The sequence below is a fragment of the Nonomuraea phyllanthi genome, from assembly GCF_006334985.2.
Classification (GTDB): Bacteria; Actinomycetota; Actinomycetes; order Streptosporangiales; family Streptosporangiaceae; genus Nonomuraea; species Nonomuraea phyllanthi.
Genome location: NZ_VDLX02000020.1, coordinates 190,248 through 203,336 on the forward strand (window position 1 = coordinate 190,248; position 13,089 = coordinate 203,336).

Annotated in this window: 13 protein-coding genes and 1 pseudogene; 8 read left to right on the forward strand and 6 right to left on the reverse strand. The window is 70.6% G+C overall.

Annotation, left to right across the window (positions count from 1 at the left end):
* Window positions 1-20 precede the first annotated feature (20 nt).
* Complete coding sequence (locus tag FH608_RS40315; protein ID WP_139635674.1) at window positions 21-356, reverse strand: rhodanese-like domain-containing protein; 336 nt, start codon at window positions 354-356, stop codon at window positions 21-23.
* 274 nt (window positions 357-630) lie between these two features.
* Between FH608_RS40315 and FH608_RS40320 the strand changes: the two genes are divergently transcribed.
* Window positions 631-1,398, forward strand: coding sequence for a GNAT family N-acetyltransferase (locus FH608_RS40320; protein WP_139635675.1), 768 nt, complete (start codon window positions 631-633; stop codon window positions 1,396-1,398).
* 278 nt (window positions 1,399-1,676) lie between these two features.
* On the opposite strand, the gene FH608_RS40325 is transcribed toward FH608_RS40320, so the two are convergent.
* Window positions 1,677-1,907, reverse strand: coding sequence for a DUF7455 domain-containing protein (locus tag FH608_RS40325; RefSeq protein ID WP_139635676.1), 231 nt, complete (start codon window positions 1,905-1,907; stop codon window positions 1,677-1,679).
* 247 nt (window positions 1,908-2,154) lie between these two features.
* Here FH608_RS40325 and FH608_RS40330 point away from each other — a divergent pair, with 247 nt between their 5' ends.
* The 4 genes and pseudogenes from FH608_RS40330 to FH608_RS40345 all read left to right on the forward strand — a co-directional run bounded on the left by FH608_RS40330 (window position 2,155) and on the right by FH608_RS40345 (window position 6,443).
* Window positions 2,155-4,221: a DNA gyrase/topoisomerase IV subunit B gene (locus FH608_RS40330; RefSeq protein ID WP_139635677.1), complete on the forward strand. Its 2,067-nt coding sequence runs from the start codon at window positions 2,155-2,157 to the stop codon at window positions 4,219-4,221.
* A 57-nt stretch (window positions 4,222-4,278) separates the two neighbouring features.
* On the forward strand, window positions 4,279-4,680 hold the full coding sequence (locus FH608_RS40335; protein ID WP_193318897.1) for a DUF4260 family protein: 402 nt from the start codon (window positions 4,279-4,281) through the stop codon (window positions 4,678-4,680).
* 308 nt (window positions 4,681-4,988) lie between these two features.
* Window positions 4,989-5,774: pseudogene (locus FH608_RS40340) on the forward strand (class I SAM-dependent methyltransferase); the annotation flags it as partial.
* Between the two features lie 204 nt (window positions 5,775-5,978).
* Window positions 5,979-6,443: a hypothetical protein gene (locus FH608_RS40345; RefSeq protein ID WP_139635680.1), complete on the forward strand. Its 465-nt coding sequence runs from the start codon at window positions 5,979-5,981 to the stop codon at window positions 6,441-6,443.
* A gap of 54 nt (window positions 6,444-6,497) precedes the next feature.
* Here FH608_RS40345 and FH608_RS40350 read toward each other — a convergent pair whose 3' ends face one another.
* Window positions 6,498-7,118, reverse strand: a complete 621-nt coding sequence (locus FH608_RS40350; protein ID WP_139635681.1) for a hypothetical protein — start codon at window positions 7,116-7,118, stop codon at window positions 6,498-6,500.
* A 202-nt stretch (window positions 7,119-7,320) separates the two neighbouring features.
* Window positions 7,321-7,815: a beta-class carbonic anhydrase gene (locus tag FH608_RS40355; RefSeq protein ID WP_139635682.1), complete on the reverse strand. Its 495-nt coding sequence runs from the start codon at window positions 7,813-7,815 to the stop codon at window positions 7,321-7,323.
* Window positions 7,816-7,956: 141 nt separating this feature from the next.
* Between FH608_RS40355 and FH608_RS40360 the strand changes: the two genes are divergently transcribed.
* The gene (locus tag FH608_RS40360; RefSeq protein WP_139635683.1) at window positions 7,957-8,274 is read left to right on the forward strand and encodes a hypothetical protein; all 318 of its coding nucleotides are present in this window, start codon (window positions 7,957-7,959) and stop codon (window positions 8,272-8,274) included.
* 153 nt (window positions 8,275-8,427) lie between these two features.
* On the opposite strand, the gene FH608_RS40365 is transcribed toward FH608_RS40360, so the two are convergent.
* Window positions 8,428-8,991, reverse strand: a complete 564-nt coding sequence (locus tag FH608_RS40365) for a thioredoxin family protein (protein WP_139635684.1) — start codon at window positions 8,989-8,991, stop codon at window positions 8,428-8,430.
* A 56-nt stretch (window positions 8,992-9,047) separates the two neighbouring features.
* On the opposite strand from FH608_RS40365, the gene FH608_RS40370 reads away from it, so the two are divergent.
* The gene (locus tag FH608_RS40370) at window positions 9,048-9,419 is read left to right on the forward strand and encodes a VOC family protein (RefSeq protein WP_139635685.1); all 372 of its coding nucleotides are present in this window, start codon (window positions 9,048-9,050) and stop codon (window positions 9,417-9,419) included.
* Between the two features lie 219 nt (window positions 9,420-9,638).
* On the opposite strand, the gene FH608_RS40375 is transcribed toward FH608_RS40370, so the two are convergent.
* Window positions 9,639-12,677, reverse strand: coding sequence for a glycoside hydrolase family 3 N-terminal domain-containing protein (locus tag FH608_RS40375; RefSeq protein WP_226900329.1), 3,039 nt, complete (start codon window positions 12,675-12,677; stop codon window positions 9,639-9,641).
* A 121-nt stretch (window positions 12,678-12,798) separates the two neighbouring features.
* Between FH608_RS40375 and FH608_RS40380 the strand changes: the two genes are divergently transcribed.
* Complete coding sequence (locus tag FH608_RS40380) at window positions 12,799-12,996, forward strand: maleylpyruvate isomerase N-terminal domain-containing protein (protein ID WP_139635686.1); 198 nt, start codon at window positions 12,799-12,801, stop codon at window positions 12,994-12,996.
* Window positions 12,997-13,089: the final 93 nt, after the last annotated feature.

Genomic DNA, 13,089 nt, shown 5'->3' on the forward strand with positions numbered 1-13,089 from the left:
GGCGCCGGGTGGCGTGCCCGTCAGTCGATGCTCGATCCTTCCAGGGGAAGACCAGCAGCGGCCCAGTCCTCGATGCCCTCGCGGTACTTACGGACGCGGGTGTAGCCGAGCCGCTCCAGGCGGGTGGCGACCGCCTGGCTGTTGGTGCAGGCGGGGTTGCTGCAGTAGGTGACGATCGCGGCGTCCTTGTCGGGCAGCAGCTCTGCGGCACGGCCGGCGACCTCGGCCTCGACCAGCGGGATCGCGCCGGGAAGGTGCTGCTTCGCGTAGTAATCGCCGCCCAGCGCGTCAACGACTGTGACCGCGCCGGCGTCGATGGCCGCCTTGAGCTCTTCCCGGGTGATGAGTGTGGTCATCCTTGCACTCCTCTATTCGGACCATGGTCCGGTTAATCGGACGATCAGAAACTATCGGACTGCAGTCCGGTTGGTCAAGGGGGGTGAGGTGAGGGTTGCCGCGAGGTGCGGTGAGGTCACCGTCGCAAGGTGCGGCTGCTGCTGTCGCGATGCGGCATGGGCGGCTCTCCGCGAAGTCCTGAGACATGGCCGCGGGGCGGTGCCTCAAGGAGGGCGGTTGCTTCAGGATGCGGGTCGGTTATTCCTCGCGAAATGGGTCGAATACGCTGCTCGGGTGAATTACGACCTCCTCGTCCACGAGGCATGGCCCGCCTACGAGCAGCACGTCCACGACGGATGGGTGTTTCGTTACGCCGGTGGCGTGACCAAGCGGGCCAACTCCGTACTCGCGCTCACGCGGCCCGCCGACCTGGACGGCGCCATCGAAGCGGCGGAGGGCTTCTACGGGGAGCGCGGGCAGCGTTGCGTCTTCTCGCTGGGCCCCAACGCCGCGCCAGGGCTGGACGAGGCGCTGGAGCGGAGAGGCTACGAGCTGGTGGACCCGACCGTCGTCATGGCCGGTTCGCCCGCTGGTCGGGCTGCACGCGAGGTCCGGATCGAGGACCGGCCGTGGCGGGGCTGGCTGGAGGCATGGTGGGCCGTGGACGGCCGCTACGGCAGCGGCTTCGAGGATGCGGAGCGCATCTGCACGGGAGTGCCGGCGTGGTATGCGGCGTACGAGGAGGACGGGGTGGCGCTCGCCGTCGGCCGCGCCGTACCGCAGGGCGACACGCCGGACGCGGCACAGGGGGACGTACCTGGGACTCCAGGTATGGAGGAGCCGGCTGCGTCATGTGGTGACATGCTCGGCATTTACTGCATGGCCACCCTGCCGCAGGCCCGCCGTCGAGGGCTGGCCCGCGCGGTCCTGCGAGCGCTCGTACGGCATGCGCGCGCCGAGCGCGCCTACCTGGTGACCACCGCCCCGAACCTGGCCGCCCAGGCGCTGTATCGCGGCGAGGGTTTCGAGGTCGTGGGCGGGTACCACTACCGGGTCCGCTGACCCGCCCGCCCGCCGGGTCCAGTTGGGCCAGGCGTGACATTCTCCTGGCGGTTTCGCCCGCAACGCGCGCAATGGCGTCGTCGACGAAGGCGATGCGTCGTTCGAGGCCACTGAATCTTCACGACCTGAGTGCGGCGGTGCGGTGGGTCGGCTTCGGGCGTGGCGTGGCGCAGCGATTGGCCGGCCCCGGGCGTGACAGAACGGCGGCTCTGGACAAATCCGGAGTCGCCGTTCTGCGTCGTGCAATATGTGGTTATCTCAGCACGACCAGCGCCGCCTCAGCGCTCGTCGTTAGGGGCATTGGAAGGGGTTTCGCTGAGCCGAGCCGACTCGTCCAGGATGTCGGCGCCCTTTTCGCGCAGCGCTGCGATGTGCTGACGCCCGTGGTGGGCGCAGAACAGCAACTCCCCACCCACGGGCAGGGTCGCGCGAATGTAGGCCTGGGCGCCGCAGCGGTCGCAGCGGTCGAGGGCCGTCAGCGGCTTAACGGGGGCGAGAGCTCCAGTCACGTATCGCCTTTCGGGTCACCCCCGCCGAAGCGAGGATCTGGCGTCAGTCACTTGGAACAACATCTAACCGGACGTGGACGTTCCCAACCGCCCGGTCGCTACGCCCAGAGCGGAATGTGTCCGAAAGTAATGACGATCAGTCCGTTGGTAACGGCAAACATGACAGCGTGGCAAGCTTGTACGCGCGCGTACGGGAAGAACGGTAAGCTACGCACACGTGTTCGATGCCTAGACCAGGGGAGCTGGAGTGACGCTAGTGGAGGCGGGTTACACGGCTCGTCACCTGTCGGTGCTTGAGGGGCTTGAGGCCGTCCGCAAGCGCCCTGGCATGTACATCGGGTCCACCGACAGCCGCGGGCTCATGCACTGCCTCTGGGAGATCGTGGACAACGGCGTCGACGAGGCGCTCGCGGGCCACTGCGACCGCATCGAGGTCGAGCTCCATCCCGACGGGTCCATCGAGGTGCGCGACAACGGCCGGGGCATCCCCGTGGACGTCGAGCCCAAGACCGGCCTGGCCGGCGTCGAGCTCGTCTACACCAAGCTCCACGCGGGCGGGAAGTTCGGCGGCGGCTCCTACGGCGCGTCCGGCGGCCTGCACGGCGTCGGCGCCTCCGTGGTCAACGCCCTGTCCTCGCGGGTCGACGTCGAGGTCGATCGCGACGGCCGCGTCTACGAGATCAGCTTCCGCCGCGGCGTCACCGGCATCTTCGACGGCCCCGGGCCGGGCGCGAAGTTCAAGAAGAAGTCCGGGCTGCGGATCAGCGACAAGCGCCCCAAGCACCCCACCGGCACCCGCGTGCGGTTCTGGGCCGACAAGCAGATCTTCCTGCCCGACGCCGAGGTCTCGCTCGACGAGATCCACGTGCGCCTGCGGCAGACCGCGTTCCTGGTGCCCGGCCTGACCCTGGCCGTCTATGACAGCAGGCACGAGGAGCGCGTGGAGGAGGAGTTCCGCTTCGACGGCGGCATCTCCGAGTTCACCGAGTTCCTGGCGCGCGACGAGGCCGTCTGCGAGGTGCTGCGCCTGCAGGGCGTGGGGCACTTCCACGAGACCGTGCCCGTCCTCGACGACCAGGGCCACATGACGCCCACCGAGGTGCAGCGCGAGCTCACCGTCGACGTGGCGGTCCGCTGGGGCAAGGGCTACGAGTCGACCGTCCGCTCGTTCGTCAACGTGATCGCCACCCCCAAGGGCGGCACCCACCTCACGGGCTTCGATCGCGGCATGGTCCGCACGATCAACGAGTTGCTGCGCGAGACCCGGCTGCTGAAGAACGGCGACGACCCGGTCACCAAGGACGACATCTCCGAGGGCCTGACCGGCGTGGTCACGGTTCGGGTGCCCGAGCCGCAGTTCGAGGGGCAGACCAAGGAGGTGCTCGGCACCTCCGCGGCCACCCGCATCGTCTCCCACGTGGTCTCGCGCGAGCTCAAGGAGCTCTTCACCAACCCGCCGCGCGGCTACAAGCAGCCGCTGCGCGCCGTCCTGGAGAAGATCGTCGCCGCCGCCAAGGCCCGCATCGCGGCCCGCGAGCACCGCGACAACCAGCGGCGCAAGAGCGCGCTGGAGAACTCCGCGCTCCCGGCCAAGCTGGTCGACTGCCGCAGCGACGGGGTCGACCGCAGCGAGCTGTTCATCGTGGAGGGCGACTCGGCGCTCGGCACCGCCAAGCTGGCCCGCGACTCCGAGTTCCAGGCGTTGCTGCCGATCCGCGGCAAGATCCTCAACGTGCAGAAGGCGTCCGTGAGCGACATGCTCAAGAACGCCGAGTGCGCCGCCATCATCCAGGTCGTCGGCGCGGGCTCCGGGCGCTCGTTCGACATCGAGTCCGCCCGCTACGGCAAGGTCATCCTGATGGCCGACGCCGACGTCGACGGCGCCCACATCCGCTGCCTGCTCCTGACCCTCTTCCACCGCTACATGCGGCCGATGGTCGAGGCGGGCCGCGTGTTCGCCGCCGTGCCGCCGCTGCACCGCATCGAGCTGACCAACCCGGGGCGGGGCAAGGAGAAGTACATCTACTGCTACTCCGACGCCGAGCTGCAGAAGGTGCTGCGCGACCTCGAACGGCGCGGCAAGCGGTGGAAGGACCCGGTGCAGCGCTACAAGGGCCTGGGCGAGATGGACGCCGACCAGCTGGCCGAGACCACCATGGACCCGCGGCACCGCATCCTGCGCCGCGTCCGCATCGAGGACGCGGAGGAGGCCGAGGGCATCTTCAACCTGCTGATGGGCAGCGATGTGGCGCCCCGGCGCGAGTTCATCGTCAACAGCGCCGCCGAGGTCGACCGCGACCACATCGACGCCTGAGGTCGCTCTCGGGCTCGGCGCGGGTGCGCGCTCCGATTCGGGCTTGGGGGTGTGCCGGTGACGACAGGACGCGGGCGTGGCGGGGAGTCCCGGCCCGTGCCGGATGATGCCGGTCGGCGGCGAGGGGCCGGTCGGCTGCGGAGGCTTGGCTGGGGAGCGCTTGCGCTCTTCCTGGCCGCGTTCGCGATCTTCGAGAGCGTCAAGTACGGCCTGCCGACCACTGTCGCCATGCTCCTGTTCTTCGCCCTGATCGACCTCGCGCGGCTCGCCGGGGTTCGCCCGCCCGGCGTGCTCCACCAGGCTCTGCATCGCGTGTGGATCCCGCTCGTGGTGGTGGTCGCCTACAGCTTCGGGCCGATCGTGTGGCCGCCGCTGTTCACCGCCGGCCTCGGGTGGCTCACCCGCATCGCCGTCGAACGAGCCTTCGGGCGCGGGATGCCGTTGACCGACGGCTCATGACCCTCCATCGGATGCCTTGACCCCCCGGGCTTCCGTTGCGGGTGACTGGGCAGTGTGGGGTCGGTGAGCCGCTGGATGCCGTCCTGGCAGCCTCTCCTGGACGTCCCAGAGGCGGAGGGTGCAAGGAGGCATCTGAGGGCTCTGAGGCGCCTGTGGAGCTCTGTGGCGGCCCCTGCTCGGGAGGATCGGGAATCGGGTGTCCTGCGTCCTCGAACCTTGAGCGGCCTACCTCGCCGATGGTGCGCGTGGGTTGGGACATTTGCCAGAAGCATCCAGAATCGCGAAGTCAAGATCGCTAGGCTGCGACGATGGAACGCGTACCCGACGTGCCCGAGACCTTCACGCCAGATCGTCCCGCGTGGGTCTCGACCCCGCCCCAGCCCGCGGATCCGGCCCAGGCGGTGAATGACTACGACAGCTTCGCCGAGGGGTACTCGGCGGAGACCGAGAGCAACATCATCAACGCGCATCTGGCGCGGCCCGCGATCATGGCCCTCGCCGGGGACGTGGCCGGTCGCAGGATCCTGGACGCCGGGTGCGGCTCAGGCCCCCTGTCGGCGGCACTGCGCGATCGCGGTGCCGTCGTCACGGGCATCGACTCCAGCGCCGGGATGCTGGCGCTGGCCAGGCAGCGGCTCGGTGCGGACGCGGACCTGCACGTGGTCGACGTGCGTGATCCGCTGCCGTTCGCCGATGGTGCGTTCGATGACGTGGTCGCGTCGCTGGTGCTGCACTACCTGGAGGACTGGGGGCCGACGCTGGGCGAAATGCGGCGTGTGCTGCGGCCCGGCGGCCGGCTGATCGCGTCGGTGCAGCACCCGTTCGTGGACCACCTGATCCAGGATCCTCCCCGGCCCAGCTATTTCTCGACCACCAGCTATACCGACGAGTGGACGTTCGACGGGCAGCCCTTCCCGATGACCTTCTGGCGCAGGCCGTTGCACGCGATGACCGACGCCTTCACCGCCGCGGGCTTCCGCATCGCCGTCCTCAGCGAGCCGCAGGCCGACCCCGCCGCCCGTGAGCTGTTCCCGGACGACTTCGATGAATTCAAGAACAAGCTCAGCTTCCTGTGTTTCGTCGTCGAGGTGCCGCGGTCGGCCGCGGGCTCGGGAGATCAGCCGACAACGCCTGGCGAGCGAGCGCCGAGCCTCGCCCGAGAGCCGGGCTTCTGGGCGGCCGGCTCGATGGTTGCCGGGGTTGCCGGGCGAGCCACCCGATCAGAAGCTTGAAGGTCGTCAAGCCACGTGAGGCACGCAGGCCGGCATGCGGATGCCGCGTCGATGAAGGAGCCATTCATGATCACCGACCCAACACTGACCCGGATCGGCCAGGGGGTGGAGTTGCATCACCACCGGGGGCAGCCTGACGCCGCGCGCGACCTGTTCGCGCAGATCTGGGACGACATCGGCGGTGAGCAAGGTGACCCGCTGCATGTCTGCGTCCTGGCCCACGCGATGGCCGACGTGCAGGAGGACGTGCACCAGGAGCTCGAATGGGACCTGCGGGCGATCGCCGCCGCCGATCGGATCACCGACGAGCGGGCGGCCCAAGCAGGCGTGACGCTCTCCGTGGCCGGCCTGTATCCGTCGTTGCACCTCAACCTGTGCGACTGCTATCGCAAGCTGGGCGACCTCGATCGCGCTCGTCAGCACCTCCAGCAGGCGCGGGACGGGATCGGCGCGCTCGGCGACGACGAGTACGGGCAGCTCATCAAGGGCGGCCTGGAGCGGCTGGCCGAGCAGCTGGATGACGCCACCTGACCCCGGCCCACCGGATTTTCCGTGGTGGGCGGGATCTCTCGGTTCCCGCCTAGGTCAGATCAGTTGCAGGGCGATGATCAGAAGGCCGAGCGTGAGGTCGAGGACGGCGCAGAACTCGGCGAGCGAGCGGATGACGACCTTGTCGGCCCGCCAGACGATCGTGTCCAGGGTGGCATGGCCGATGAGGGCCGCGGCGACGAGGTAGCTGCCGAGGGCGGGCGAGAGCGACAGGGCCGTGAGGGCGGCGCCACCGAAGACGACCATGGCCGGGAGCTGGGCGGCGGCGAGGCGTGGCTGCCGGGGAAGATCGCTGACCAGGCCGAGGACGAGGAGGGCGACGGCGCCGCCGATCAGCGGAACCCACGGATCCACCTGGAACACACGCAGCACGGTGATCGCCACCACGCTGGCGCCGAAGAGGATCCACACGACGCCGGGCTTGCCGACGATCGCGGTGCCGAGATAGATGAGGGCGGCGAGGAACACGATGACCGCCTGGCCGCGGCCGTCCTCCAGATCCAGGAGCGACAGGACGGCCATGGCCAGCCCGCACCAGGCCGGCCATCGGCGCGCGGCGAACCGGAGCGCCCGGCCCGCCGGCGATCGGCCCGCTCGCCCTGTCCCGGCCGCCTGCTCGGCGAAGAGGGTGGCAGGTGTGGGGGAGATGTCAGTCATGCGACGACCATGACGGTCCGGGCGGCCGCGGATCGAGGGCCGGCGGTCAGGAGGTCCAGAATCTTGGGCGCCACGTCCGATCTGACGGCCGTGTGCGGGCCGATCGGGCCGCCCGGACCGGCTGAGGTGTGCGGGCCGGGCGGCGGGCGGCCCCGTGGCGGGCGGCCGGGTCTCCGGTCGGTGTGGGAGAGGCCCGTACGGACTAGAGCTCCGCAGGTGTCAGGCGGCCGGTGAAGACGTCGTAGATGGCGCCCGCCACCGGCATGTCCTTGGGCAGGAACGGCGTGCTCCTGATGCGGGTGAGATCGTGGCGCAGCGCCGCGTGCTGGTCCGGGACGGTGTGGAAGTCCAGGCTGCGGGTGTCGATCCCGCGCTCCTGGGTGAGAGCGTGTACGTCCGAGTCGCCCACCTTGGTCATGCCGCAGTCCGTGTGGGGCATCACCAGCACGCGTTCGACCCCGAGCACGTAGACGGCGAGGACCAGCGTACGGAGCACGTCGTCCGTCACCCGGGCGCCGGCGTTGCGGAGGATCTTCGCGTCGCCGGGCTTGAGGCCGAGCAGGCCGAGCGGGTCGATGCGGGAGTCCATGCAGGTCACGACGGCCAGCCCGCGGGCCGCCCGGCCGGTGAGGCCGGAATGCTCGAATTCCTGAGCAAACTTCTCATTACCGGCATACACATCGTCGAACGCACTCATGTCGTAAATCATGCACTGCACCTCAATTCTGCTGATGGACCGGGGGTCCCGACTGGCTGGAGTTGGCAAACGTCCCACGGAACCACATCACCTTGCGTGATGATGTCGTAGCCGCATGTACGTGATCGAAGAAGGTTAGTCGTGAGTAGGTCCGAATCGCTCGCCGCGTATCTCCGTACCCAGGCCCGGCGTCGCCTTGACCGGGTGGAGGCCAGGGACGAGGGCCGCAACGCCAGGACGGCCCTGGCCCTCCTCGACACCGCCGCCTACGCGGCCAGCCTGCCCGACGACGACCCGCTGATCCTCATGCTGGACCAGGCGGGCTGCTTCGGGCCTCTCGGCTGTGAGGGTTTCGACCCGGGTGAGGCGGGCAACCGCCTGGTCCGCCACTGGCAGGGTGGCGAGCCGCACGAACTGCTGCTCGCGCTCCCGTCCGCGATCAGCGGCGCCGGTCAATAGGCCGCGCCGGGCGGCCGGCCGGTCCGCCCGCACGGTGAGGAGGCGGGGGGCGCCGCTGCTAATCCTTGCGCGCGCCCCCATCGCGCCTGCGTGAGGCCGGGCACGGGTCCGGAGGCGGCCGGGTGCGGTGCCCGCGGTGGGGAGCCCTGTGAGTCAGGCGGGCGCGTTGCCCGGTTTCCACTTGATGCCGCAGCCGAGCGACGGGCGCTGCTCCTCGCCCACCGGTCGCCCTTCGAGCACGGCGTCGATGGCCGCCCGCAGGGACCCGCCCGTCACCGGCACCGAGTTGCCCGGCCTGGCACCGTCGAACTCGCCCCGGTAGACGAGCCGGAACTGCCCGTCATAGAGGAAGAAGTCCGGCGTGCACGCCGCCCGATACGCCTTGGCCACCTCCTGCGTCTCGTCCAGCAGGTACGGAAAGGCGAACCCGGCCCGCGCCGCCTGCTCCGCCAGGTGTGTCGGATCATCGTCGGGGTAGTTCACGCTGTCGTTGCTGCAGATCGCGACGATCGACACCCTGGCGCCGTAGTCTGCGGCCAGAGCGGCGAGACCTTTCTCGATGTGGCGGACATACGGACAATGGTTGGACAGAAAGATCACAAGGGTGGCGGGCGAGCCCTTGAGGTCTTCGAGCGAGACACTGCCGCCGTTGATGGCGGTCAGGTCGAAGGCGGGCGCCGGGGTGCCCAGCGGGACCATGAACGAGTTGGCAGCCATGCCATGGATTCTTGTCGGCGCACGTGCCGGCAAAACGAAGAGGAGAGGTGAATCGGGTGAGTGGCATCGCCGAGTTCCGGAGCGTCGTGTTCGACTGCCCCGATCCGCGCGCGCTGGCGGATTTCTACTCCCGCCTGCTCGGCTGGCCGGTCACGTACGCCGACGACGACTGGGTGGTGGTGAGCGACGGCGGCTCTCCCCGGCGGCTGGCGTTCCAGCTCGCGGCCGACTTCCGGGCGCCGACGTGGCCCGATCCCGAACGGCCCCAGCAGATCCACCTCGACCTGACGGTCGACGACCTGGACACGGCGGAGAAGCAGGCCATCGAGATCGGCGCGGTCAAGCACGACCACCAGCCCAGCGAGGACGACGACTTCCGGGTGTTCCTGGACCCGGCGGGGCACCCGTTCTGCCTGTGCCGGGATTGAACCTTCCTGCCGGGCCTGGCCGCGATTGAACCCGTCTGCCGGGCCTGGCCGGGCCTGAGCCCGCCTGCCGGGCCTGGCCGCGACCGCGCCAGAGCCCGGCCCCGCGCCGGGCGCGGTGGTCCGGCGGGATGGCTTCCCCCGGGCGCGAGGGGACCGCCCACCGCAACGGTGGGCCGCGCCCGGGGGAGGGGAGCTACCCCTGAGGTCCCGGCCGGAGGTTCAGCGGGCGGCCCGGGCCAGCAGGCTCACCGCCTTCCTCGGGTGGCCCGCCGCCAGCTCGTGGTCGGCCGCCGCCTGGAGGTCGGGCCGCCCGCCGGCGCTCTGGGCGATGTCCCTGGCCACCGACACGACCGCGTCGTCCACGGCGTACGGGTCGCTCTTCGAGCGTTCGAGGAGCGCCGCGGCCGCGTTCAGGACGGCTAGGACGGCGCGCGCGTCCCGTACGGACCCGTCGGGGTTCCAGTGGCGGCGGGACACCGTCAGGACCGCCGCGGCGGCCCTGGAGAACCCGTCACCGGAGGCGAGCTCGTCGCGCGCGGCCTCGAGCCGGTCGCGGGCCCGGTCCGTGCGCAGGCCCCACCCGTAGGGCCAGAGCGGATCGTACGCGGGGTCGCCCACGTTGATCGGCAGCTGCTCCACGGAGCGGAACCAGGTGAACGGCAGCCGCCCCGTGTAGGGGACCGCGCCGAACAGCGGGTCGGCCACCCCGTCGCCCTCGGTGCCCGGCAGCCACGCGGCCACCACGGCCTCCACGCCCGACAGGTCGCCGAGCAGCAGCGGGCGCCCCGAGACGATCAGGACGACGCACTTCATGGCCCCGCACACCCTGTCGACCGCGGCCCGGTCGGCGGCCGACAGCTCCAGCGTGCGCCCGGCGCGGCCCACGTCGCCCTGGCCCTCCGCGTACGGGGTCTCGCCCACCACCACGACCCCCACGTCGTGCCCGGACGGGTCGGCCGAGGCGTCGCGGGAGTACGTCACGGAGGAGGCGCGGGAGCGGATGGCCGACAGGATCGTGGTGCCGGGCGTGATCGGCCCGGACGAGCCCTGCCAGGTGATCGTCCAGCCGCCGGCCTGGTTGCCGAGGTCGTCGGCGTTCGAGCCGGCCACGTAGACCCTGGCGTCGCGGCGCAGGGGGAGCAGGCCGCCGTCGTTCTTCAGCAGCACCTGTGACCGGGCCGCGGCCGTGCGGGCGACCGCCCGGTGCGCCGCCGAGCCGACGTCGCCGAGCCGCGAGCGGTCGGCGTACGGGTGCTCGAACAGCCCCAGCCCGAACTTCCGCGTCAGGATCCTCGCCACCGCGTCGTCCACCCGGTCGAGCGGCACGCGCCCGGCCTCGACCTCGGCCTTGAGCGTGCTCTCGAAGTCCGGGTAGGCGTACGGCACCATGATCATGTCAAGGCCCGCGTTGACCGAGGTACGCACGTCGCTCGCGTAGTCGCCGGGGATCTGGTCGATGGCCTGCCAGTCGCTGACCACGAAACCCTTGAAGCCGAGGCGGCCTTTGAGCACGTCCGTGACGAGCTCCTTGTGGGCGTGCATCTTGAGCGGCCCGTCGCCGAGGTCGACGCTGGAGAACGACGGCATCACGGTGGCCACGCCGCGCCTGACCGCCTCCTCGAAGGGCGCCAGGTGCACCTCCTCCAGCTCCTTCCGGCCCACCTTGGTGACGCCCTGGTCGATGGTGTAGTCGCCGCTGGTCGAGGAGCCGTACGCGGTGCCGCCGTCGCCCACGTAGTGCTTGGCGGTGGCCAGCACGCCGTTGTCCTGGAGCCCGTCGATGATCGTGGCCATCCGCGACACCAGTGCCGGGTCCTCACCGAACGACTCGTACGCCCGGCCCCACCGGTCGTCGCGCGACACGCACAGGCAGGGCGCGAAGTTCCACGGGATGCCGGTCGCCCTGACCTCGCTCGCGGTGATAGCGCCCTCCCGCTCGACCAGCTCGGGGTCGCGGGTGGCGCCCATGCCGACGTTGTGCGGGAAGATCGTCGCCCCCACCACGTTGTTGTGCCCGTGCACCGCGTCCACGCCGTAGAGGAGCGGCACCTGCAGGCGGGTCCGCCGGGCCTGCAGCTGGAACGCGTCGATCATGTCGGCCCACGCCTCGGGCGTGTTGGGCGCGGGGGCGGAGCCGCCGCCGGACAGGACCGAGCCCAGGCGGTACGTGGCGATGTCGCTCTGCTGCCGCAGCGCGCCGCGCTCGGCCTGCGTCATCTGCCCGATCTTCTCCTCCGGCGTCATCCGCCCGAGCAGGTCGGCGACGCGCTCTTTGACGGGTTTGCTGCGGTTCAGGTACGGGAGGTCGTGCGCGTTGATCACGATGACGGGCGCCTCGGCCGGCGGCCTGACGCCGCTGCCGGACAGCTCGATCGGGATGGTCTCGGCCACCTCGCCCCGGCCGTCCCTCTTGATCCTGACCGTGAACGCCCTGGCCGAACCGGACGCCGTCCCCGCCGGGAACGTCAGGGTGCCCTCCGCCGCCGTGTAATCGTCGCCCGGCGTCGCGGTGCCCCTGCCGGTCCCGTACGCCACCGCCAGGTCGGCGGGCAGCGGCCGGCCGTCCGCGGTGGTGACGGTGACGTTGATCCTGGCCTGGCCGTTCTCGTCCACCGGGTAGACCGGCTGGGCGGTGGAGAGCCGGGCCGGACGCGGGGGCGCCGTCCCGTAGAGCTCGACCTGGTCCCACTCCAGCGTGCCCCGCGCGGCCGGCAGTCGCATCGAGTAGCCCCACATGGCCACCAGGTCGAGCTCGCCGTCGGTGGGCGCGCCGCCGGGCTGGTAGTCGGCGCGCCTGGTGAAGCTCTCGAACGGCACCTTCACCTGCCGCCAGCCCGCCTCGTCGTCGGTGAACGACGACTCGAACAGCTCCGCCGCGCCCGCCCCCGCGCCGCCGTCCTTGATCTCGAAGAAGATCCGCCGGCCCGAGCCGGCGCCGTCCACCCAGAAGGAGAAGCCCTCGTACGGGGACCAGTCCTGGGGTGCGGCCAGATCGTGCGACCAGCCGCCCCACTGGCTCACGTCATAGACAGTCCTGAGCACCCGGTTGCCCGCGGGCGCCCCCGGCCTGGCGGGGCCCGGCTCGACCGTGAGGACGGGGGTCGAGGGCGCGTCGTTGCCCCAGGCGTACACGCCGGCGGGGACGCTCTCGGACTCGACGTCGGTGACGGTGAACGGCTCCGCGGCCGCGGCCGCCCGCGGCGCGACGACCAGCGAGGCGACCAGGGCGAGAGCCGCCCATGACGAGGGTCGGGACACGGGACCTCCAGGTGAGGGAGAGCGCTCTCTCAGAGAGATCGGAGATGGAGGTGGTTTCATAACAGCGGCGGGCTGAGCACATGCCGCCGGTCCCTCGACGCCATCGCCTCAAGGAGCCCTGATGACGAGTGAGATCGCCGACCGCTACCGGCGGCGCGCCGACGCGTTCGAGCGCAAGGTCGTGTCCGTGCGCCCTGACCAGTGGCCGGACCCGTCGCCGTGCGCCAGGTGGACGGCCAGGGACGTCGTACGGCACATCGTCGACATGCACGGCGCGATGCTGGCGCCCCTAGGCCGTGTTTCGAAAGATCACGTGTGAGGCGTGTCGGTGATCGTTGAACGAAGAGGTCTCCGGTAGATGGTTCAACGACCAAGAAGAACGAAATACCGGAGACCTCGTGGCCAGCGTAGT

Coding starts and splice junctions, on each gene's coding strand:
- FH608_RS40315 (WP_139635674.1), bottom strand. CDS start 356: ATGACCACACTCATCACCCGGGAAGAGCTCAAGGCGGCCATCGACGCC.
- FH608_RS40345 (WP_139635680.1), top strand. CDS start 5,979: ATGATCACCGACCCAACACTGACCCGGATCGGCCAGGGGGTGGAGTTG.
- FH608_RS40350 (WP_139635681.1), bottom strand. CDS start 7,118: ATGACTGACATCTCCCCCACACCTGCCACCCTCTTCGCCGAGCAGGCG.
- FH608_RS40355 (WP_139635682.1), bottom strand. CDS start 7,815: ATGAGTGCGTTCGACGATGTGTATGCCGGTAATGAGAAGTTTGCTCAG.
- FH608_RS40365 (WP_139635684.1), bottom strand. CDS start 8,991: ATGGCTGCCAACTCGTTCATGGTCCCGCTGGGCACCCCGGCGCCCGCC.
- FH608_RS40380 (WP_139635686.1), top strand. CDS start 12,799: ATGACGAGTGAGATCGCCGACCGCTACCGGCGGCGCGCCGACGCGTTC.